This is a genomic window from Bradyrhizobium sp. 61, assembly GCF_023073075.1.
In the GTDB taxonomy this organism is placed as follows: Bacteria; Pseudomonadota; Alphaproteobacteria; order Rhizobiales; family Xanthobacteraceae; genus Bradyrhizobium; species Bradyrhizobium barranii.
In genome coordinates this window covers 78,579-99,046 of record NZ_JADPIU010000052.1, presented here as the reverse complement: position 1 = coordinate 99,046, position 20,468 = coordinate 78,579, and the positions used below count along the sequence as shown (strand labels likewise).

Sequence of the window (20,468 nt, the reverse complement as noted above, 5' to 3'; positions counted from 1 at the left end):
ATTTCGGGCGCATCCACTAGTGTCGGGAGCACTCGATGCAGTCTGGATGGCGCGACGTCACGACCCGCCGGCCGTGGCGGATTTCGGCGAAGCTGCTGATCATATCGTCCGTCGTGACGGTGATCGGCTTTTCCGCCATTTGCGTCAACGTCATGCTGGACATGCGCCGCGGCGAGGAGGCCCTCGCTCGCCAGACGCTGGACAATCTGGCCACCTCCATCGAAGCAGATATCAGCCGCAACATCGAGATCTACGATCTCTCCCTGAAGGCGGTCGCCAGCAACATGCTGCTGCCGGAGATCAACGCGGTCTCGAAGCCGATCCGTCACCTGATCCTGTTCGATCACGCCACCACGGCGCGGCACTTCGGCGCCATCCAGGTGTTCGATGCCGAGGGCAGGCTGACCATCGACGCCTCCACGCTCGATCCCCTGCCGGAGAACCGGAGCGAGGAGGACTACTTCAGGGTTCATCGCGACGATCCCGACGCCGGCCTCTTCATCAGCCGTCCGATGCTGTTTCGCGGCGCCTATTCCATCGTGCTGAGCCGGCGCATCAGCGATACCGACGGCGGCTTCTTGGGGGTCGTCACCGGCTCGATCCGTTTCAGCTATTTCCACGAATTGTTCGAGCGCCTGAACCTCGATCCCGACGATACCATCACCGTGCTGACGCGCGATCGCACCATCATGATGCGGCGGCCGTTCGATCTCGACGTCATCGGCAAGAATCTGGGGACGCAGCAGAGCTGGAAGGCCGACAATCTCAAGGCCGGCGGGTCCTATGCGGGCCAGGGCCCGGTGGACGCGACGCCGCGCCTCTACGTCCGCAGCACCGGCCCGGGTCCGCTGTTCGTGGTGGCAGGCAAGCCGCTCGCCGCCGTGTTCGAGCTCTGGCAGAAGGAAGCCTACCGCATCGGCGCCGTGGTCCTGGCGCTCATCCTGTTCATGCTGGCCTCGACGCTGGTGCTCGCCCGCGAGATCAGCCGGCGTGCCGAAGCCGAGCGCAAGCTCGAGGAGATGGCGACGACGGATGCGCTCACCGGCTTGAAGAACCGCCGCAAGTTCGATCAGGTCATCGACGTCGAATGGCGCCGCGCGATGCGCCAGAAGACGCCGGTCGCGCTGCTGATGATCGATGCCGATCACTTCAAGGCCTACAACGACACGTTCGGCCATCAGGCCGGCGACCAGGTGCTGGTCGGCATCGCCATCTGCATTTCCGATTCGGTGCGGCGGTCCGGCGACTGCGCCGCGCGCTATGGCGGCGAGGAATTCGCGGTGCTGCTGCCGAACACCTCGGCCGCCGAGGCCCTCAATGTCGCCGAGACGATCCGCGGCAAGGTGCAGGGCTGGTCCGACGACCAGGCGGCGTCGACGGTCTCCTGCGGCATTGCGGGCTTGGTTCCTACGACCGGCCTGGACTGGCCGGTCCTGGTCGCCGCCGCCGACAAGGCGCTCTATGCGGCGAAAGCCGGCGGCCGCAACCAGTCCGTGGTCGCGAGCCTTCCGAAGCTGTCGCTGGTGGCTTGAGGCCTCAGTGTCGTCCCCGCGAACGCGGGGACCCATACCGCGGAATCTATCGATCGTCGGAGGTAGCAGTACCGATCGACGAGTCTTCGCCAAACAACTCCCTGGGGTTATGGGTCCCGGATCTGCGCTTCGCTTGTCCGGGACGACACCGAGAGTGGCAGCTACTGCCCCAGATACTTCTTCATCTCCGCGATCAGCCCATCGCGCAGTTCCGGCCGCTTCAGGCCGTAGGCGATGTTGGCGCGGAGGAAGCCGGGCTTGGAGCCGCAATCATGGCGCTCGCCCTCGAACTCGACGCCGTAGAATTTCTGCGACTTGGCGAGGCCGATCATGGCGTCGGTGAGCTGGATCTCGCCGCCGGCGCCGCGCTCCTGGGTCTCCAGGATCTTGAAGATCTCCGGCTGGAGGATGTAGCGGCCGGTGATGGAGAGGTTGGAGGGCGCGGTGCCCTTGGCCGGCTTCTCGACCATGCCGTCGACCTCGAACATCTTGCCGGTGCGCTTGCCGACGCCGCAGATGCCGTATTGATGGGTGAGATGGTCGGGCACCGCCTCGACCGCGATGACGTTGGATTTTTCGCCGAGCGTTGAAGCCGTCTCGATCATCTGCTTGAGGCAGCCGGTCGTGTTGAGCACGAGCTCGTCGGGCAGCACCACCGCGAACGGCTCGTTGCCGACGATGTCGCGCGCGCACCAGACGGCGTGGCCGAGGCCGAGCGGCGCCTGCTGGCGGGTGAAGCTGACTGCGCCGGCCTCCGGCTGGTTCTGCGCCAGGATGTCCTGCTCGGCCTTCTTGCCGCGCGCGGCGAGCGTCGCGTCGAGCTCGAACATCTTGTCGAAATGATCTTCGATGACGTTTTTGTTGCGGCCGGTGACGAAGATGAAATGCTCGATGCCGGCTTCCCTCGCCTCGTCATAGACGTACTGGATCAGCGGCTTGTCGACGATGGTCAGCATTTCCTTCGGCATCGCCTTGGTGGCGGGCAGGACGCGGGTGCCGAGGCCGGCGACGGGGAATACGGCTTTGCGAATTTTCATGGGACAGATCGAATACCTGAGGACGTGAAGGGAGCAATGGTATCTTGCTAGCTTGTTTGCAGCCGCTAACAAAGGCGGATGTGGGGCCTCGCACTCACAGAGTTGAGAAAAAGGCCGACACCAAAATTTCACCTTTGTTAAGCTATTGGCAACCGGTACCGGGCCTCCTGAAGGCGGATTTTCGGCCGGACAGGTAGGGTATGATGCAATCAGTGGCAGCGCTGGCGAAACGTGCTGGATTTGTGACCGGCGCAATGATGCTTGCGGCCGCCGTGCTGCTGCCTGTCAGCGCGCACGCCCAAGCGCAGAACGGGTTGTCGAACCTGTTCGGCGGTATTTTTTCCGGCTCGAATCCAGCGCCCTCGCAAGCCCCGCCCGGCCCCGGCGGCGCCTTGCCATGGACCGGCGAGGACGGCGCCTCCGGCCACCCGTTGATGACGGCCGCCGCGATCCGCGAGGCCGCCTCAAACTTCAACAATTGCGTGGCGGGGATGTGGCCCGATGCCGCACGGCGCAACATCACGCAGGAGAACTTCCAGCGCTTCACGGCCGGGCTGTCGCCTGATCTGCGCATCATGGATCTGATGGATTCGCAGCCGGAGTTCACCAAGTCGATCTGGGACTATCTCGACATCCTCGTGAACGACAACCGCCTCGCCAAGGGCCGCGAGGTCCTCGCCAAATACAAGGCGCAGTTCGACGCCACCGAAAAGGCCACCGGCGTCGACCGCTACATCATCGCCTCGATCTGGGGCATCGAGTCCAATTACTCGACGCAGATGGGCGACCGCAGCGTGCTGCAATCGACCGCGACGCTCGCCTGCATCGGCCGCCGCCAGGCCTATTTCAAGGACGAGTTTCTCTCCGCGCTGGAGATCCTCAACCGCGGCGATCTCAGGCCTGAGCAAATGCGCGGCTCCTGGGCCGGCGCCTTCGGCCCGACCCAGTTCATGCCGACTGCGTTCAAGCGCTTTGCCGTGGATGGCGATGGCGACGGACGGCGCGACGTCGTCGACAATCCCACCGATCTGATCGCCTCGACCGCCAACAATCTGAAGAAGGACGGCTGGCAGGCCGGCCAGACCTGGGGCTACGAGGTCGTGGTGCCCCAGGGCTTCAACTACATGCTGGCCGATCGCGCCAAGGCGATGACGATGGCGCAGTGGGAGAAGCTCGGGCTCAAGCGCCCGGCCAACCAGCCCTTCCCGCATCCGGCCGAGAAAGCCTATCTGCTGGCGCCCGCCGGGGCGCAGGGCCCGGGCTTCCTGATGCTGCAGAATTACCGCGTCATCATGAAGTACAACCCGGCCGAGGCTTATGCGCTGGCGATCGGCCATTTCGCCGACCGCCTGCGCGGCGGCCAGCCCTTCGTGCAGCCCTGGCCGCGGCAGGAGCGCGAGCTGTCCCGCACTGAACGGCTGGAACTCCAGCAGCTCTTGGCCCAGCGCGGCTTCTACAAGGGCACCCCGGACGGCCAGTTCGGCGGCCAGACCCGGGAGGCGCTGCGCAATTTCCAAGCCTCGATCGGGGTCCCCGCCGACGGATTTGCCTCCTCGGACGTGCTGGATCGCCTCCGCGGGCGGTAAAACCGCCCCGAAAGTAACCCTGAACAGGGAAATTGCCCGATCGCCTTGACGGGGACGGCGGTTCCCCGGTGTATGGCAGAAGAATCTGCCCGTTTGGCGCCTGATTCCGCTATTATATCGAGCCTGTCCCAATCCCCATTGCGCGTGCCTGAGATCGCATGTCGAAGAAGTCCCTGTTCAAGGCGCTGACCGAGACCGGCCCGCTGATCGCGCTGGGGACGGCGCTTGCGATTCTGGTGTCGGTTGCAGGACCCGCCTCGGCGCAGTTCTTCAACTTCCCCGGTTTCGGCGGTCCGCCGCAGCGGCAGGCCCCGCCACCGCGGAACGGTGGAGGCGGCGGCTGGTTCGGCGGCGACTTCTTCGCGCCATTCCAGCAGCCGCAGCAGCAGCAGGCGCCGCGCCAGGATTTTTCGCGCGCGCCGGCACCAGCCAAGCGCGACACCACGCCCGACAAGAACGTGCTGGTGATCGGCGACGCCATGGCCGACTGGCTCGCCTACGGCCTCGAAGACGCCTACACCGAGCAGCCCGACATGGGCGTGATCCGCAAGCACAAGACCACGTCCGGCCTGATCAAGTACCAGCCGAAGGGTGAGCCCGCGGACTGGGCGGCGGCAGCGAAGGGGATTCTCGAGACCGAGAAGCCTGATGTGATCGTCGTCATGCTCGGCCTCAACGACCGCATCTCGATCCGCGAGGCCGCACCCGACAAATCCGACAAGGCGACGGACAAGAAGAACGACAAGGGCGCGCGCGCCAAGCCACCGGCCAAGCCGGGCGATGCTAAACCCGACACGGCCGCCAAGCCGGACGACAAGCCCGCCGACACCGACCTGCCGCAGGACGATGCCGACAACGCCGACACGCCGGCGGTCACAGCGCCGGAGAAGACCGCGCGCAACCCGAACGGTCTCTACGAATTCCGCGACGAGCGCTGGGTCGAACTCTACGGCAAGAAGATCGAGGAGCTGGCCAACGTTCTCAAGTCCAAGGGCGTTCCGGTGCTCTGGGTCGGCCTGCCCGCGATCCGCGGCCCCAAGGGCACCGCGGACATGCTGTTCCTGGATTCGCTCTATCGCGAAGGCGCGGCCAAGGCCGGCATCACCTATGTCGATGTCTGGGACGGCTTTGTCGACGAAGCCGGCCGCTTCCTCCAGAAGGGCCCGGACTTCGAGGGCCAGATCCGCCAGCTCCGCAGCTATGACGGCGTCTATTTCACGAAACCCGGCGCACGCAAGCTCGCCCACTATGTCGAGCGCGAGATCACGCGCCTGCTCGCCGGACGCTCCGGCCCGATTGCGCTGCCGAGCGAGCCTGCGACCCCCGACACCAGCGCCGAGCCCGGCAAGCCCGCGCCGCGGCCGCTGGCGGGACCGATCGTGCCGCTGGTTGCGGCCTCGATCTCGGCCGATCAATTGCTGGGCGGACCGGGTTCGCGTCCCGCTGCCGTCGATGCGCTCGCCGCGAAGACGATGGTGAAGGGTGAGCCACTGGCCGCGCCCGCCGGCCGTGCCGATGATTATGCCTGGCCGCGCCGCGAAGTCGGCCGCGAGCAGGCCAAGGGCGATACGCCGATGGCGGCGTCGACGCCGGATGGTGGTGCTGCTGCTCCCGGTACGCCAAGCGCTGCCGCTGCGATCGCGCCGCCAAGACTCGCGCCGAAGAAGCCGCCGGTACAGCAGCAGCCGCAGCAGCCGGCCCAGGCAACGCCGGCATTCCGCGATTTCTTCGGCTTCGGCTCTCCGCAGCCACCGCCGCGTCAATTCGCGCCGGCGCCGCGCAATCCGAATCTCAATCCCGCGATCCCGCGCCCGCCCGGTAACGTCGGGCGATCGGCGGAGATGTTCCGGTAAGCGAAGGTCTCGCGTCCCGGACGCGTCGCAGCACCTCTTGGTGATGCGACGCAGAGCCGGGACCTAGCCCACTCACGAATTTCACAAAAGAATGGGCCCCGGCCCAGCAAAGCGGCGTTACCGGACGATGCTACGCATCGCCCAGGCCGCATTGCGTCCGGGGCACGAAGGAATTCGGGTGGTGGCGACTAGCCGTAATAGCGCCAGCGCGGCGGCGGGCGACGGGCGGGACGCGACATCAGAAGCGCGAGTGCGAAGCCGATCCCGCCGGCGATCAGCAGCGCACCGAGCGGATTGTCCTGCACCTTCTTGGCAATCGCCTGCGAACCGTCGCGCAAGGTCTCGGCCGGCTTGTCGTAGGCATCCTTGGCGTAGCCGGCCGCAGTCTCGCCGGCGTCGCGCACGGCATCCTTGGCCTGGCCGTAGAGATTCTGCACGGTGCCGGCGGCTTCCCGCGCCTTGCCTGACGCCTGTGTCTGCGCATCGCCAGCGAGATCACCGACGGCGCCTTCTGCGCGCCCAGCGAATTCCTTGGCCGATCCGACGATCCGATCCTTGTCCATGTTGCTCCTCCTCGGGGGTCAACCCAAGTAACCGATCAGGAGCAGCGCAGTTCCAAGCTTCTGCGAAAGTGTGTAGTCCGGACTACGCTTCCGCCTGCGCTCTTCGGGTTACGGCGGGCCAGTCGCTCCATCCGGGCTACAGGATGAGCCCGCCATCGACCACCAGCGTCTGGCCAATGATGTAGGACGACAGCGGCGAGGCCAGGAACAGCGCCGCGCCCGCCATGTCGGCCGGCGTGCCCAATCGCCGCAGCGGAATGCGCGACAACGCGCCTTCGAGCCGCTTGGGATTGTCGGTGGTCACCTTCGTCATCTTGGTGTCGACGAGTCCGGGCGCGATACCGTTGACGCGGATGCCATCCTCGGCCCAGGCCTCGCCCAGCGTCCGCGTCAATCCGACTGCGCCGGTCTTCGAGGCGTTGTAGGCGGGATTGCCCATGGTGGAATGATAGGCTGCGGTCGAGGACACCATGATCAGCGCGCCCTTGCTATCGTGCAGCATGGAATGAAAGCGCGTGGCGCAGGCCATCAGGCTCATCAGATTGACCTCGACGACCTTGCGGAAGCCGGCCATCTCGAACTCGCCGCGGCGATAGAGCACCGCGCCCTGAGCGAGCACGAGCACATCGAGACGGTCGAAGGACGGCTTGAACGCTTCCACCGCGCCGGTGTTGCCGACGTCGAGCTGCGCATAGGAAAGACCCGTGAGATCGGAGCCTTCTTGCGCCGAATATTCCGCGGGATGAGCACGCGTGCCGCAGACTGCAACTTGCGCGCCCTTGGCGCGAAAGGCTTGCGCGATGCCGTTGCCGATACCGCTGGAACCGCCGACCACCAGCACCTGCTTGCCTGAGAAATCGAGCTCGTTCGCCATCGCGGCCTCCCCTTTTGTTTTGCTTGTTTGACCTGTCTGCGGATCGATGCCAGCCTTGTCCATCTCATAACAAGAAACAAGAGACGCGAGGAAACGGCATGTCCGAATTCAAGGAGCTCAGCCGGTCGGTGAAGGGCCTAACCGTTCTCGTCACGGGTGCGGCGAGCGGCATGGGGCGCGCGACAGCGCGCGTGTTCGCCGCTGAAGGCGCGAACGTCGCCGTCACCGACTTTGATGAGCAGGGCGCGCTGTCCGTTGCCAAGGAGATTGCCGCGAACGCCGGATCCGCGAAGGCGTGGAAGCTCGATGTCGCCGATGGCGGCGAGATCAAGCGCGTGGTTGGCGATGTCGCGGCGCATTTCGGCGGGCTCGACATCATCGTCAACAATGCCGGCATCTCCGTGCGCGTCGCGATCGACGACGAGGCTTACGAAGACGCCTGGGCCAAGGGCATCGCCGTGATGCTGACGGCGCATCCGCGTATCATCCGCGCCGCGCTGCCGCACCTGCGCAGGTCGAAGAGCCCGCGCATCGTCAACATCGCCTCGACCGAGGCGCTCGGCGCCACCGCATTGCACAGCCCCTATTCGGCGGCGAAGGGCGGCGTGGCGAGCCTCACGCGCTCGCTCGCCGTCGAGCTCGGCCGCGAGGGCATCACCGTCAACTGCATCTGCCCGGGCCCGATCCGCACCGCCATTACCGACCGCATCTCCGAAGAGCACAAGACGATCTACGCCAAGCGCCGCACTGCACTCGGCCGTTACGGCGACCCCGAGGAGGTCGCGCATATGACGCTGAGCCTGTGCCTGCCGGCTGCGTCTTTCCTCACCGGCGCGGTGATCCCTGTCGACGGTGGCCTGATGGCGCGCAACGCGTGAGAGCCATGACGCTTAAGAGATATGCGCGCCGAGCGTTGACAACTCCGGTCGCGGGAGTAGCTTTTTCACCGGCAGAGCGGGACCAACCGCTCGCGGTTCGCGGGAGAAACACCATGACGATCGCCATCCGGCAGCTTCAGAAACATTTTGTCGGTGAGGTTTCGGGCCTCGACCTGCGAAAGCCTCTCACCGAGGCCGAGGCGCGCGAGGTCGAGGCTGCCATGGACAAATATGCGGTGCTGGTCTTCCACGACCAGGACATCACCGACGAGCAGCAGATGGCCTTCGCGCTGAATTTCGGCCAGCGGGAGGACGCGCGCGGCGGCACCGTGACCAAGGAAAAGGACTACCGGCTCCAATCGGGCCTCAACGACGTCTCCAATCTCGGCAAGGATGGCAAGCCGCTGGCGAAGGACAGCCGCGCGCATCTGTTCAACCTCGGCAACTGCCTATGGCATTCCGACAGCTCGTTTCGCCCGATCCCCGCAAAATTCTCGCTGCTGTCGGCGCGGGTGGTGAACCCGAAGGGCGGCAATACCGAGTTCGCCGACATGCGCGCGGCCTATGACGCGCTCGATGACGACACCAAGGCCGAGATCGAGGATCTCGTCTGCGAGCACTCGCTGATGTATTCGCGCGGATCGCTCGGCTTCACCGAGTACACCGACGACGAAAAGCAGATGTTCAAGCCGGTGTTGCAACGTCTGGTGCGCACCCATCCGGTGCATCGCCGCAAGTCGCTCTATCTTTCATCGCATGCCGGCAAGATCGTCAGCATGAGTGTCCCCGAAGGCCGGCTGCTGCTGCGCGATCTGAACGACCATGCGACGAACGCAGAGTTCGTCTATGTCCACAAATGGAAGCTGCATGATCTCGTGATGTGGGACAACCGCCAGACCATGCATCGCGTCCGCCGCTACGACCAGTCCCAGCCCCGCGACATGCGCCGCGCGACGGTGGCGGGGACAGAGCCGACGGTACAGCAGCAGGCGGCGGAGTAGGCGGCATTGGAGTAGCCACAAATTCCGCCGTCGTCCCGGACAAGCGTAGCAAAGCGAAGCGCAGATCCGGGACCCATAACCACAGGCCGTGGTTTGGCGAAGACTAGTGGTGACCAGCCCGCTTCAACAACGACTTCCTGTGGTTATGGGTCCCGGATCTGCGCTCCGTTCTGGACAACGCTACGCGTTGCCAGAAACTCCGCTTGTCCGGGACGACAGCGGAGGTTGGCGCAACAGCTACGCGTGTCCCGCATCGTTCGAGAGCATGCCGGGATCGATGCCGATCTTGCGCAGCGCGCGTCCGTACTTCTCGTCGACATCGTCGCCGAAGATCAAATCCGAATCCGCATCGCAATGCAGCCAGCCATTGCTCTGGATTTCGGTCTCGAGCTGGCCCGGCGCCCAGCCGGCATAACCAAGTGCGAGGATGGCGTGCTTCGGGCCGGAGCCGTTGGCGATCGCCCGCAGGATGTCGACGGTCGCGGTGAGGCAGACGCCGTCGTCGATCCGGAGCGTCGCGTTCTCAATGTAGAAATCGCTGGAATGCAGCACGAAGCCGCGGCCGGTATCGACCGGCCCGCCACGCAGCACCTTCATGCTTTCGGCGTTCTCCGGCAGCTTGATGTGCTCGCCCTTCTTGATGATGCCGAGCTGCTGCAACAGCTCGGGGAAGTCGATGCTGCCGGCGGGATGATTGACGATGATGCCCATCGCGCCCTCGGCGGAATGCGCACAGAGATAGATCACCGAGCGCTCGAAGCGCTCATCGCCCATCACGGGCATCGCGATCAGGAGCTGGCCGTCGAGATAGCCGGCCGAGCTGGGAAGCGCGGGGGCCGCGCTGCGGGTGCTTTCGCCCGTCCTTTTGCCTGTGGGAGCCATCGGTGAAGCACTCCGGTTTCGATTCCTATCCTGATGTCGGGCCGGGCTGCTGTCAAATCAAGGCTTGCACAGATTTGATTCAGGTGCATCCATCACAAGCAATTCAATGGTTTGCCCAGGGGCGACCCTGTAAAGACGTGCCATGCTGACAAGAGTTCCCCTGCATGCGGCGTTTGGCGTCGCAACAACCCTGCTTGCGTCGTCGATGACGCTCGCAGCCCGCGCCGACGACGCTTCGCCCTGGCAGCGCGACGGCCATTCCGCAGTGCGATTGCTGGCGGGATCGCGCAGCGGCGCTGTCCTGCTCGGCGGTATCGCCTTCCAGCTCCAGCAGGGATGGAAGACCTACTGGCGCATCCCCGGCGATTCCGGCGTTCCGCCGCGGTTCGATTTCTCCAAGTCGGACAATGTCGAAGCGGTGACGGTGATGTGGCCGGCGCCGCTGAAATTCGATGACGGCGCGGGCGGGCATTCGATCGGCTATCACGGCCAGATCGTGCTACCTCTGCGCATCGTGCCCAAGGCGCCCGACAAGCCGGTGACGCTGCGCGCCGAGATCAACTACGCCGTGTGCGAGAAGCTCTGCGTTCCCGTCGAGGCCAATGTCGAGCTCGGCTTCAACAACGTCGCCTCGACCGAGGACGCCAATCTGCGTGCCGCGCTCGACACCGTGCCGAAGCCTGCCGCGATCGGTGATCCCAATCCGCTGACCATCCGCGACGTCAGACGTGACGGTCCCAAGAATGTGGTGGTCGACGTGGTCGTGCCTGACAGCCGCGGCGTCAATTTGTTCGTGGAAGGGCCAACGCTCGATTGGGCGTTGCCGATTCCGGCGCCGGTCGAGCGCAGCCCACCCGGCGTGCAGCGATTTTCCTTCGAGCTCGACGGACTGCCGCCGGGCGCCAAGCCCGACGGAGCGGCGCTGAAGTTCACGCTCGTCGCGCCCGAGAAGTCGTACGAGTTCAATACGAATCTGGAGTGAGCCGGAGCTGTCGTCCCGGGGCGCGCGCAGCGCGAGCCACAGGGAGTGGTTTGGCGAAGACTCGGAGTTACCAGCCAGCGCAACAATGTCTCCCTGGGGTTATGGGTCCCCGCCCCCCGTGTGCAATTGCGCACTAGGCGGGGACGACGCCGGTGGCTGGAGCGGCAGCATGCCTCACCCAACCCAATCTTAACGAATGGTTGCTAATCCCCAAGGGCTACCGCATCAGGCCTGCCGCAGCACGCGGGACGCCTGATACGGACGCCCTGGGGATCTCGAATTGGCCGTGATGGATGCAGAACCCGCAACGACCGGACCTGCCGGCCTCATCGCGCGGCTGCGCGCGAAGCTGACGGGCGGGTCGAACGAAGCGTCGCTGACGCGGCGCTTGGCCGGCACCATCTTCATCATCCGGGTGATCAGCGCGGGCCTTGCCTATTTCTCGCAGGTTCTGCTCGCGCGCTGGATGGGGACGTCCGACTACGGCATCTACGTCTATGTCTGGACCTGGGTACTGCTGCTCGGCAGCATGATGGATTTCGGCATCTCGGCCTCCGCGCAAAAGATCATTCCGGAGTATCGCACCAGCGGCGAGCATGCGCTGCTGCGCGGCTTTCTCTCCGGCAGCCGCTGGCTGACCTTTGCCGTGTCCACGCTGGTGTCGCTGGCGCTTGCCGGTATCGTCAAGCTGCTCTCGCCCTGGATCGATCCAGCCGAGGTGCTGCCGCTCTATATCGGCTGCATGACGCTGCCCGCCTTCGTCGTCGCCAACACCCAGGACGGCATCGCGCGCTCGCATGACTGGATGCAGCTCGGCCTGATGCCGCAATTCATCATCCGCCAGGCGCTGATCATCGGCATCACGGCCGCTGCCTTCCTGCTCGGCTATCACCTCGGCGCGGTCGCCGCGATGGTCGCGAGCGCCGGCGCGGTGTGGATCGCGATGACCGGGCAGATGGTGGTGCTGAACCGCAAGCTCGCCGATCACATCGAGCCGGGCCCCAAGACCTACGACATCGGTGGCTGGCTCGCCGTCTCGCTGCCGATCCTGCTGGTCGAGAGCTTTTACCTGCTGCTGTCCTATACCGACGTGCTGGTGCTTCAGCAGTTCCGCCCATCGGACGAGGTCGGTGTCTATTTCGCGGTGGTGAAGACGCTCGCCCTGGTCTCGTTCATCCATTACGCGATGTCGGCGACGACAGCGCATCGCTTCGCCGAGTACAATGCGCTCGGCGACAAGGCGCGCCTGTCGGCCTATGTCGCGCATGCCATCAACTGGACGTTCTGGCCGTCGCTGGCCGCGACCATCGTGCTGCTTGCGCTTGGCAAGCCGCTGCTCTGGCTGTTCGGCCCGCAATTCACGGTCGGCTACGACATCATGTTCGTCGCCGCGATCGGCCTCGTGGTGCGCGCCGCGATTGGACCGGTCGAGCGCCTGCTCAACATGCTCGGCCAGCAGAAGATCTGTGCGCTGGCCTACGCGCTGGCCTTCGTCATGAACCTCGTGCTCTGCATCGCGCTGGTGCCGCGCTTCGGCGGTCACGGCGCCGCGGCCGCGACCTCGATCTCGCTGACATTCGAGACGGTGCTGCTGTTCTGGATCGTGCGCCGGCGGCTCGGCCTGCACGTGCTGGCGTTTGGCAAATAGGCGCTGCCACCCGGGTTGCCGGCCTGGAGAATGGCTGTTTCGCGCCTTGCGCGGCGGCGACTGAAACCCCCTCCCCGCCCGCCGCCTATAGCAAGATTTTTCTTATTCAACCGAAGCGATTGCGTTTCAGGGAAATTTTATTCTACGTCATATTGCTCAACCGACGAGATAAACCTAAGATTCCCCAGACATGATTGATCCGCTCTATGTCGCCTCCGGATTTGGCGTCGGCCTGCTTGTCGGGATGACCGGCGTGGGTGGCGGCTCGCTGATGACGCCGCTGCTGATCCTGCTGTTCGGCATCCACCCCTCCACCGCCGTGGGCACCGACCTGCTCTATGCCGCCGCCACCAAGACCGGCGGCAGCGTGGTGCATGGCTGGTCGCGGAGCGTGCACTGGCCAGCGGTACTGCGGCTCGCCTGCGGCAGCATCCCGGCGAGCGCGCTGACGCTGCTCGTGCTGTGGAAGCTCGACCTCAGGAGCGATTCCGAGCGCAGCCTGGTCAATCTGGTGCTGTGCTTTGCACTGCTGCTGACCGCGACCTCGCTGATCTTCCGCAAGGCCCTCATGGAGCGCTATCGGAAGCGCCTCGAGCAGGTCAATGCGCGCACCACCGCGATCGCGACCGTCGTCACCGGCATCGTGCTCGGCGTGCTGGTGTCGATCTCATCCGTCGGTGCGGGCGCGGTCGGCGTCACCGTGCTGCTGCTGCTCTATCCGCGCCTTCCGATGGCGACCATCGTCGGCTCGGACATCGCGCATGCGGTGCCGCTGACGCTGGTCGCGGGCATCGGACATTGGGCGCTTGGCGATGTGGATTGGGCCCTGATGGGCGTACTGCTGCTGGGCTCGCTGCCCGGCATCATCGTCGGCAGTCTCAGTGCAACGCGCGTCCCCGAGACGGTGCTGCGCCTGACGCTTGCCTGCGTGCTGTTCGTGGTCGCCGGCAAGATCATGTTCGCGGAGCTGAACCTGTCCTCCGCGATCGTGACGGCGCTGGCCTGGACGCATTAGGCCGGCCACCCGCCCTAGCTGTCATCGCCCGGCTTGACCGGGCGATCCAGTATTCCAGAGCCTAACGTTGGCGAACTCGCTCTTGCAACTTCCGCCGCGGCGTACTGGATGCCCCGGTCAAGCCGGGGCATGACACCGGTCGTTACTCCGCCGTCCAGCCGCCGTCGATCGACAGGTTGGTGCCGGTGATCTGCGCGGCATCGTCGCCGCACAGGAACAGGGCGAGGGCTGCGACCTGCTCGGAGGTGACGAACTCCTTGGTCGGCTGCGCGTCGAGCAGCACGTCGTTGATGACCTGCTCGCGCGTGAGGTTGCGCGCCTTCATCGTGTCGGGGATCTGCTTCTCCACCAGCGGCGTCCAGACATAGCCGGGGCTGATGCAGTTGCAGGTGATCTTGTGGGTCGCGACCTCGAGCGCCACGGTCTTGGTCAGGCCGGCGATGCCGTGCTTGGCCGACACATAGGCGGACTTGAAGGGCGAGGCGACCAGCGAGTGCGCCGACGCCGTGTTGATGATGCGGCCCCAACCCTTCTTCTTCATGCCGGGCACCGCGGCACGGATGGCGTGGAAAGCCGAGGACAGGTTGATCGCGATGATCTGGTCCCACTTCTCGACCGGGAATTCCTCGATCGGCGAGACGAACTGGATGCCGGCATTGTTGACGAGGATGTCGACCGAGCCGAACGACTTCTCGCCGAGCGCGATCATCCCGGCGATCTCGGCGGGCTTGGTCATGTCGGCCGGCGAATACACCGCCTTCACGCCGAAGTCGGACTCGATCTTGGCGCGCTCCTTCTCGATATCTTCCGGCGAGCCGAAGCCGTTGATGACGACATTGGCGCCGGCGGCGGCGAAGGCGCGCGCGTAGGCGAGCCCGATGCCGCTGGTCGAACCGGTCACGACGGCGTTCTTGCCTGACAGACTACCCATGTTATTCGCTCCTTTTTGGCGGGGGCGCGGTGACGTCCCCCGTGAGATCGTAGGTCACCATGGTCTCGCCGGACTGCGGCCGCTCGAGCCAGTCCTTGTGGCGCATCGACAGATGCACGTCGCGCACGCCGGCTTCCCAGTGCTCGACCATGGCGACATGCGAGAAGTCGTAATCCTTCGACGAAGATTCGTAGTTCTTGCTGCGATAGATCAGGTGCACCACGGTGACCGTGCTTTCACGCGATACCTTCGCGAGGAATTCCACGGAAGGATCATTCTTCAGATAATCGGGCAATTTGGAAATCAGATCGCGCACGGCCCGGCGCGCATTATGGATCTGCTTGTTCTTGTCGGTGTTCATCCGCGTTCGGCTGGAGAAGCGGATGTCCTTCTCGCGCTCGGTCGCCTCGAGCAACGAATTCGGCAGATCGCCGCGGGCGCTGAACAGATCGACCTGGAAGATCAGCATGTCGCGAGCGACCTCGGCATCGAGCACGTAGTCGAGCGGCGTGTTGGAGGCGATGCCGCCGTCCCAATAGTGCTCGCCTTCGATCACGACGGACGGAAATCCCGGCGGCAGCGCGCCGGAGGCCATGATGTGCTCGGGGCCGATGGTCTTGCCGAGCTTCTTGAACTCGTAATTGTCGAAATATTTGAAGTTGCCCGAGGTGACGCCGACGGCGCCGACCGACAGGCGCGTCTTCAGATCGTTGATGCGATCGAAATCGACCAGGCGCTCCAGCGTCTTCTTCAGCGGCGCGGTGTCGTAATAACTCTCGGCCTGCTTGGTGCCGGGCGGCCAGAGCGGCGCGGGCGGAATGCGCGGCGTGAAGAAACCGGGCACGCCGAAGGTCGCGATCAATGCGGCACTGGTCGAATTGAACAGCTCGCGGCTGTGATCGCTCTTGCCGATCGGCTTCCACGGCACCGGCGCCGACACCATCTCCCAGAATTCCTTGAGCCGCTTGACGCGGGTCTGTCCCTCGTTGCCGGCGATGATGGCGGCATTGACCGCGCCGATCGAGATGCCGGCGACCCATTCCGGCTCGAAGTCGAAATGGCACAGCGACTGGTAGGCGCCGGCCTGATAGGAGCCGAGCGCACCGCCGCCCTGGAGGACCAGGACGCGCTGCGCCTTCGCGGGGACTGTTGCGACTTCCGGGCTATGATCTGTCATCTGGGAACAATAGCAAAAGGCGAGCCACCGTGGCGACAGTCCGCCGCGGCGTCAATGCATCCCGGGATCAAGTCTGGCTTATCGGGGGTCGGTCGAGGCCAGGATCATGGTCCAGAACACCTTGTATTTGGTGCCGGGAGCATAGCCCGCCGCGATGCCCAGTTTTGTGACACCGCTCTTGAGCATGTTGGCCCGGTGCGGAGGCGAGTCGCGCCAGCCGGAAAACGCTTCCGCCAGCGTATGATAGCCCGCCGAAACGTTCTCGACCGCCACCGTCGCCGGATAGCCGCCCGCGCTGAGGCGCTTGGCCAGCGGGGCGCGGACGTCATGGTCCATCTTGTTGGCCGCCGCCATGGCCTGGGACTGGGATTCGGCGAGCCGCATCAGATCGGGGTCGATCACGACGGTGCCGAGGGCGTTGTTCTGGCGGTATTGCGAGATCATAATCGCTGCCGCCTGCGCATCGAGCTTGGTGCCCGGGACCGACATGTCGGCATACATCGACGGCTGCTGGACCGGTGCTTCGTTGCCGGCGCAGCCGGCGAGAAGCAAAGTGATGAGTATTGCGGCCGCAGCGCGCATGTTCAGGGGCCCCCAAATGAGGGGCCGTTGTTGCATACCAACCGTGGCTGAAAGGTGAATATTGAGGAAGATTTGAGCTTTCGGCCGAGGCGCCTACTAGCCCGCAAATATCCGGTAGCGGCGCGGTTCGAGGCCGATCGTGTCGCCGGCGCGCAGTTCCCTGTCGCGGGGGGCGTCGATCTCGATGGTCTCGCCGCCGGATAGCGCCACCTCGGCCCGCTGCACGGGGCCGAAATTCCGGACGTGCTGCACAGCGCCCTCGAAGGCACCGCTTCCGGGCGGGCCGACCAGCATATCATGTCGCCGCACGAACAGTTTTGACGCGCCAGACACCAAGCCGTCTGCTGCAAGATTGAGTGGGCGGTCGCCGAGCCTGATGACGCCGCCTTCGACCTGGACCGGCAGCTCGATGGATTCGCCGATGAAGCCGTGGACGAAGGCGGTCGCCGGGCTTTCATAGACGTCGTCGGGCGAGCCGATCTGTTCGATCCTGCCCTTGTCCATCACCACGACGCGGTTGGCGACTTCGAGCGCCTCCTCCTGGTCGTGGGTGACGAAGATCGAGGTGACGTTGATCTCCTGGTGCAGCGAGCGCAGCCATCGGCGCAGCTCCTTGCGCACCTTGGCATCGAGCGCGCCGAAGGGCTCGTCGAGCAGGAGGATGCGCGGCTCGATCGCGAGCGCGCGGGCGAGTGCGATGCGCTGGCGCTGGCCGCCGGAGAGCTGGCTCGGATAGCGGTCGGCGAGCCAGTCGAGCTGCACGAGATCGAGCAGCTCCTTGACGCGCGCACGAATGGTGGACTCGTCCTTACGGCTGGCGCGCGGCTGCACGCGCAGGCCGAAGGCGACGTTCTCGAACACCGTCATGTGGCGGAACAGCGCGTAGTGCTGGAACACGAAGCCGACGTTCCGTTCGCGCGCGCCCCGCGCCAGCGCATCCTCGCCATTGAAGGAAACCTCGCCGGAATCGGGCCAGTCGAGGCCGGCGATGATGCGCAGCAGCGTGGTCTTGCCGGAGCCGGACGGACCGAGCAGCGCCAGCAGCTCGCCATTGTCGACCTTGAGATCGACGCCGTCGAGGGCTTTGAAGCTGCCGAACTGCTTGACGAGATTCCTGACTTCAATGGTCACTTGCGTCGTGTCCTTCGTCGAGGTGACGTTCGAGAACGGTCTTGGCGATCAACGTGATCAGGGCCAGCATCGCCAGCAGCGAGGCGATCGCAAACGCAGCGACGAACTGGTACTCGTTGTAGAGAATCTCGACCAGCAGCGGCATGGTGTTGGTCTCGCCGCGGATGTGTCCGGATACCACCGACACGGCGCCGAATTCGCCCATCGCGCGCGCGTTGCAGAGCAGGACGCCGTAGAGCACGCCCCATTTGATGTTGGGCAGGGTGACGCGGAAGAAGGTTTGCAGGCCGGAGGCGCCGAGCGAGATCGCGGCCTCCTCCTCCTGCGTGCCCTGCTCCTGCATCAGGGGGATCAGCGCGCGCGCCACGAACGGGAAGGTCACGAAGGTGGTGGCGAGCGCGATGCCGGGCACCGCGAACAGGATCTGGATATCGTGATCCCTAAGCCAGCTGCCGAAATAGCCCTGCGCGCCGAACAGCAGCACGAAGACGAGGCCCGAGATCACCGGGCTCACCGAGAACGGCAGGTCGATCAGCGTGATCAGGAAGGTCTTGCCGCGAAACTCGAACTTGGCGATGGCCCATGCCGCGACGAGGCCGAATACGAGATTGAGGCCGACCGAGATCGCCGCCACGATCAACGTCAGCTTGATTGCAGCCAGCGCTTCCGGCTCGGCAAGCGCAGAGAAATAGGCGAGAACGCCTCTCGAAAAGGCCTGCGCGAACACCAGAACCAGCGGCAGCACGACGAAGACGCTGAGGAAGATCACCGCCAGCGCGATGATGGTGATACGTATTGCCGGCGGCTCGGTGCGGAGGCTGTCGCGTGCCGCAGCGGCGTGCGCACGCGCGCGCGCATCGGTCGAAGGCAGCGAGACGGAATCTGCGATCTGCATCGTCATGATCTGCCCTCAGCGCGCCGGAATCCGGCTCTGCGCCCAGCGCTGGAGCCGGTTGACGGCGAAGATGATGACGAAGGAGACGACGAGCATGACCACGGCGATGGCGGTCGCGTCGGCATAGCGGAATTCGGACAGCCGGATCACGATCAGGAGCGGTGCGATCTCGGAGACATTAGGCAGATTGCCGGCGATGAAGATCACCGAGCCGTATTCGCCGACCGCGCGGGCGAAGGCGAGTGCGAGGCCGGTGAGCAGCGCCGGTCCGAGCGAGGGCAGGATCACGCGGATGATGGTCTGCCAGCGGCTGGCGCCGAGGCTGCCGGCGGCCTCCTCGATCTCGGGGTCGAGGTCCTGGAGCACCGGCTGCACGGTGCGCACCACGAAGGGGATGCCGATGAAGATCATGGCGACGAAGATGCCGATCGGCGTGAACGCCACCTTGATGCCGAGCGCGGCGAGCGGCGCACCTAGCCAGCCCTTCTCGGCAAACAGCGCGGTCAGCGCGACGCCGGCGACCGCGGTCGGCAGCGCGAACGGCACGTCGACGATGGCGTCGAACAGCCGGCGTCCGGGGAAGCGGTAACGCACCAGCGCCCAGACGATGATGCTGCCCATGACGAGATTGACGCAGGCCGCCGCAAAGGCGAGGCCGAAGGAGACGCGCAAGGCGTTGAGGGTGCGGCGGCTGGACAGGATGTTCCAGAATTGCTCGGGGCTCAGCTCCAGCGATTTCAGGAACAGCCCGGCAAGCGGAATCAGGATGATGATGGAGAGCCAGGAAAGCGTCAGTCCCATCGTGAGACCGAAGCCCGGCAATGTCCGTCGTCGTGCTGCAACTGCGCTCACCAGGCCCCCTGCTACTCCTAAGACGGCGCCCGATCAGTTCTTGTAGATCTGATCAAAGACGCCGCCGTCGGCAAAATGTTCCTTCTGCGCCTTGGTCCAGCCGCCGAAAACGTCGTCGATCGTGAACAGTTCGACCTTGGCGAAGGAGTTTTCGTACTTCTTGGCGATCTCGGCGTCGCGCGGACGGTAGAAATTGCGCGCGGCGATTTCTTGACCTTCCTTGGTATACCAATACTGGAGGTAGGCATCGGCCGCGTTGCGGGTGCCTTTTTTATCGGCAACCTTGTCGACGATCGCGACCGGCGGCTCGGCGAGGATCGATTGCGGCGGCGCCACGATCTCGAACTTCTGCGCACCAAACTCCTTCAGAGCGAGGTAGGCCTCGTTCTCCCAGGCCAGCAGCACGTCGCCGACGCCGCGCTCGACGAAGGTCACGGTGGCGCCGCGCGCACCGGTGTCGAGCACCGGCACCTGCTGGTAGAGCTTTCCGATGAAGTCCTTGGCCTTGTCGGCCGAGCCGTATTTCTTTTGGGCAAAGCCCCAGGCCGCGAGATAATTCCAGCGCGCCCCGCCGGAGGTCTTCGGGTTCGGCGTGATCACCGAGACACCGGTCTTGAGCAGATCGTCCCAGTCCTTGATGCCCTTCGGATTGCCCTTGCGCACCAGAAACACGATGGTCGAGGTATAGGGCGATGAATTCTGCGGCAGACGCTTCTGCCAGTCGGTCGCGGTGAGGCCCTTGTTCGCGACGGCGTCGATGTCATAGGCAAGCGCGAGCGTCACCACGTCGGCCTGCAATCCGTCGATCACGGCACGCGCCTGCGAGCCGCTGCCGCCATGCGACTGCTTGATCTCGACGCTCTTGCCGGTTTCCTTCTGATAGGCATTCGCGAACGCCTTGTTGAACTCGGCATAGAGCTCACGCGTCGGATCGTACGACACGTTCAAGAGATTGATGTCAGCGGCGAGAGCCGAGCTTGCCAACAATCCAGTCAAGAGCAGCCCTGCCGCGAGCGGAACGATACGGCGCATCATGTCCATCTCCATTC

Annotated in this window: 19 protein-coding genes; 8 read left to right on the top strand and 11 right to left on the bottom strand. The window is 64.9% G+C overall.

The window, feature by feature from the left end; genetic code table 11:
• Positions 1-35: 35 nt before the first annotated feature.
• Positions 36-1,532, top strand: a complete 1,497-nt coding sequence (locus tag IVB46_RS15425; RefSeq protein WP_247302266.1) for a diguanylate cyclase — start codon at positions 36-38, stop codon at positions 1,530-1,532.
• A gap of 161 nt (positions 1,533-1,693) precedes the next feature.
• Here the strand turns inward: IVB46_RS15425 and galU are convergent, their stop codons facing one another.
• Positions 1,694-2,569, bottom strand: a complete 876-nt coding sequence (gene galU / locus IVB46_RS15420; RefSeq protein ID WP_014498169.1) for a UTP--glucose-1-phosphate uridylyltransferase GalU — start codon at positions 2,567-2,569, stop codon at positions 1,694-1,696.
• A 200-nt stretch (positions 2,570-2,769) separates the two neighbouring features.
• Here galU and IVB46_RS15415 point away from each other — a divergent pair, with 200 nt between their 5' ends.
• Both IVB46_RS15415 and IVB46_RS15410 read left to right on the top strand, forming a co-directional pair.
• Positions 2,770-4,155, top strand: coding sequence for a lytic murein transglycosylase (locus tag IVB46_RS15415; RefSeq protein WP_247302265.1), 1,386 nt, complete (start codon positions 2,770-2,772; stop codon positions 4,153-4,155).
• Positions 4,156-4,313: 158 nt separating this feature from the next.
• On the top strand, positions 4,314-6,008 hold the full coding sequence (locus tag IVB46_RS15410; RefSeq protein ID WP_247302263.1) for an SGNH family hydrolase: 1,695 nt from the start codon (positions 4,314-4,316) through the stop codon (positions 6,006-6,008).
• A gap of 188 nt (positions 6,009-6,196) precedes the next feature.
• Here IVB46_RS15410 and IVB46_RS15405 read toward each other — a convergent pair whose 3' ends face one another.
• Positions 6,197-6,571, bottom strand: coding sequence for a CsbD family protein (locus IVB46_RS15405; protein WP_063981006.1), 375 nt, complete (start codon positions 6,569-6,571; stop codon positions 6,197-6,199).
• A gap of 136 nt (positions 6,572-6,707) precedes the next feature.
• Positions 6,708-7,445, bottom strand: a complete 738-nt coding sequence (locus IVB46_RS15400; protein ID WP_247302261.1) for an SDR family oxidoreductase — start codon at positions 7,443-7,445, stop codon at positions 6,708-6,710.
• Between the two features lie 98 nt (positions 7,446-7,543).
• Between IVB46_RS15400 and IVB46_RS15395 the strand changes: the two genes are divergently transcribed.
• Positions 7,544-8,323: an SDR family NAD(P)-dependent oxidoreductase gene (locus IVB46_RS15395; RefSeq protein WP_247302258.1), complete on the top strand. Its 780-nt coding sequence runs from the start codon at positions 7,544-7,546 to the stop codon at positions 8,321-8,323.
• Between the two features lie 113 nt (positions 8,324-8,436).
• A complete protein-coding gene (locus tag IVB46_RS15390; protein WP_247302256.1) occupies positions 8,437-9,324 on the top strand; it encodes a TauD/TfdA family dioxygenase in 888 nt (295 codons plus the stop codon).
• Positions 9,325-9,561: 237 nt separating this feature from the next.
• On the opposite strand, the gene IVB46_RS15385 is transcribed toward IVB46_RS15390, so the two are convergent.
• Positions 9,562-10,206 (bottom strand): YqgE/AlgH family protein, encoded by a 645-nt coding sequence (locus tag IVB46_RS15385; RefSeq protein WP_063981003.1) that lies wholly within the window; start codon positions 10,204-10,206, stop codon positions 9,562-9,564.
• Positions 10,207-10,348: 142 nt separating this feature from the next.
• Here IVB46_RS15385 and IVB46_RS15380 point away from each other — a divergent pair, with 142 nt between their 5' ends.
• The 3 genes from IVB46_RS15380 (at position 10,349) to IVB46_RS15370 (ending at position 13,851) form a co-directional block, all read left to right on the top strand.
• Positions 10,349-11,188, top strand: a complete 840-nt coding sequence (locus tag IVB46_RS15380) for a protein-disulfide reductase DsbD domain-containing protein (protein WP_247302254.1) — start codon at positions 10,349-10,351, stop codon at positions 11,186-11,188.
• A gap of 289 nt (positions 11,189-11,477) precedes the next feature.
• Positions 11,478-12,836 carry a flippase gene (locus IVB46_RS15375; RefSeq protein ID WP_247302252.1) on the top strand — a complete coding sequence of 453 codons (1,359 nt, stop codon included), beginning with the start codon at positions 11,478-11,480 and terminating at the stop codon, positions 12,834-12,836.
• 190 nt (positions 12,837-13,026) lie between these two features.
• Complete coding sequence (locus IVB46_RS15370) at positions 13,027-13,851, top strand: sulfite exporter TauE/SafE family protein (protein WP_247302250.1); 825 nt, start codon at positions 13,027-13,029, stop codon at positions 13,849-13,851.
• 142 nt (positions 13,852-13,993) lie between these two features.
• Here IVB46_RS15370 and IVB46_RS15365 read toward each other — a convergent pair whose 3' ends face one another.
• The 7 genes from IVB46_RS15365 to IVB46_RS15335 form a co-directional block, all read right to left on the bottom strand.
• The gene (locus tag IVB46_RS15365) at positions 13,994-14,782 is read right to left on the bottom strand and encodes a 3-hydroxybutyrate dehydrogenase (RefSeq protein WP_028157423.1); all 789 of its coding nucleotides are present in this window, start codon (positions 14,780-14,782) and stop codon (positions 13,994-13,996) included.
• A 1-nt stretch (position 14,783) separates the two neighbouring features.
• Positions 14,784-15,959: a patatin-like phospholipase family protein gene (locus IVB46_RS15360; RefSeq protein WP_063980999.1), complete on the bottom strand. Its 1,176-nt coding sequence runs from the start codon at positions 15,957-15,959 to the stop codon at positions 14,784-14,786.
• 78 nt (positions 15,960-16,037) lie between these two features.
• The gene (locus IVB46_RS15355) at positions 16,038-16,541 is read right to left on the bottom strand and encodes a CAP domain-containing protein (RefSeq protein WP_063980998.1); all 504 of its coding nucleotides are present in this window, start codon (positions 16,539-16,541) and stop codon (positions 16,038-16,040) included.
• Between the two features lie 96 nt (positions 16,542-16,637).
• On the bottom strand, positions 16,638-17,672 hold the full coding sequence (locus tag IVB46_RS15350; RefSeq protein ID WP_063980997.1) for a sulfate ABC transporter ATP-binding protein: 1,035 nt from the start codon (positions 17,670-17,672) through the stop codon (positions 16,638-16,640).
• Entirely contained in the window at positions 17,662-18,573 is a 912-nt protein-coding gene (gene cysW / locus IVB46_RS15345; RefSeq protein ID WP_247302247.1) for a sulfate ABC transporter permease subunit CysW, read from the bottom strand. The genes IVB46_RS15350 and cysW overlap by 11 nt, the downstream gene beginning before the upstream one ends.
• A gap of 9 nt (positions 18,574-18,582) precedes the next feature.
• A complete protein-coding gene (gene cysT, locus IVB46_RS15340; protein WP_080584160.1) occupies positions 18,583-19,419 on the bottom strand; it encodes a sulfate ABC transporter permease subunit CysT in 837 nt (278 codons plus the stop codon).
• 33 nt (positions 19,420-19,452) lie between these two features.
• Positions 19,453-20,454: a sulfate ABC transporter substrate-binding protein gene (locus tag IVB46_RS15335; protein WP_028148402.1), complete on the bottom strand. Its 1,002-nt coding sequence runs from the start codon at positions 20,452-20,454 to the stop codon at positions 19,453-19,455.
• Between the last annotated feature and the right edge of the window lie 14 nt (positions 20,455-20,468).

Excerpts from the sequence above, each read along its gene's own strand:
- IVB46_RS15425 (WP_247302266.1), top strand. The coding sequence starts at position 36 with ATGCAGTCTGGATGGCGCGACGTCACGACCCGCCGGCCGTGGCGGATT.
- galU (WP_014498169.1), bottom strand. The coding sequence starts at position 2,569 with ATGAAAATTCGCAAAGCCGTATTCCCCGTCGCCGGCCTCGGCACCCGC.
- IVB46_RS15415 (WP_247302265.1), top strand. The coding sequence starts at position 2,770 with ATGATGCAATCAGTGGCAGCGCTGGCGAAACGTGCTGGATTTGTGACC.
- IVB46_RS15410 (WP_247302263.1), top strand. The coding sequence starts at position 4,314 with ATGTCGAAGAAGTCCCTGTTCAAGGCGCTGACCGAGACCGGCCCGCTG.
- IVB46_RS15405 (WP_063981006.1), bottom strand. The coding sequence starts at position 6,571 with ATGGACAAGGATCGGATCGTCGGATCGGCCAAGGAATTCGCTGGGCGC.
- IVB46_RS15400 (WP_247302261.1), bottom strand. The coding sequence starts at position 7,445 with ATGGCGAACGAGCTCGATTTCTCAGGCAAGCAGGTGCTGGTGGTCGGC.
- IVB46_RS15395 (WP_247302258.1), top strand. The coding sequence starts at position 7,544 with ATGTCCGAATTCAAGGAGCTCAGCCGGTCGGTGAAGGGCCTAACCGTT.
- IVB46_RS15390 (WP_247302256.1), top strand. The coding sequence starts at position 8,437 with ATGACGATCGCCATCCGGCAGCTTCAGAAACATTTTGTCGGTGAGGTT.
- IVB46_RS15385 (WP_063981003.1), bottom strand. The coding sequence starts at position 10,206 with ATGGCTCCCACAGGCAAAAGGACGGGCGAAAGCACCCGCAGCGCGGCC.
- IVB46_RS15380 (WP_247302254.1), top strand. The coding sequence starts at position 10,349 with ATGCTGACAAGAGTTCCCCTGCATGCGGCGTTTGGCGTCGCAACAACC.
- IVB46_RS15375 (WP_247302252.1), top strand. The coding sequence starts at position 11,478 with ATGGATGCAGAACCCGCAACGACCGGACCTGCCGGCCTCATCGCGCGG.
- IVB46_RS15370 (WP_247302250.1), top strand. The coding sequence starts at position 13,027 with ATGATTGATCCGCTCTATGTCGCCTCCGGATTTGGCGTCGGCCTGCTT.
- IVB46_RS15365 (WP_028157423.1), bottom strand. The coding sequence starts at position 14,782 with ATGGGTAGTCTGTCAGGCAAGAACGCCGTCGTGACCGGTTCGACCAGC.
- IVB46_RS15360 (WP_063980999.1), bottom strand. The coding sequence starts at position 15,959 with ATGACAGATCATAGCCCGGAAGTCGCAACAGTCCCCGCGAAGGCGCAG.
- IVB46_RS15355 (WP_063980998.1), bottom strand. The coding sequence starts at position 16,541 with ATGCGCGCTGCGGCCGCAATACTCATCACTTTGCTTCTCGCCGGCTGC.
- cysW (WP_247302247.1), bottom strand. The coding sequence starts at position 18,573 with ATGACGATGCAGATCGCAGATTCCGTCTCGCTGCCTTCGACCGATGCG.
- IVB46_RS15335 (WP_028148402.1), bottom strand. The coding sequence starts at position 20,454 with ATGATGCGCCGTATCGTTCCGCTCGCGGCAGGGCTGCTCTTGACTGGA.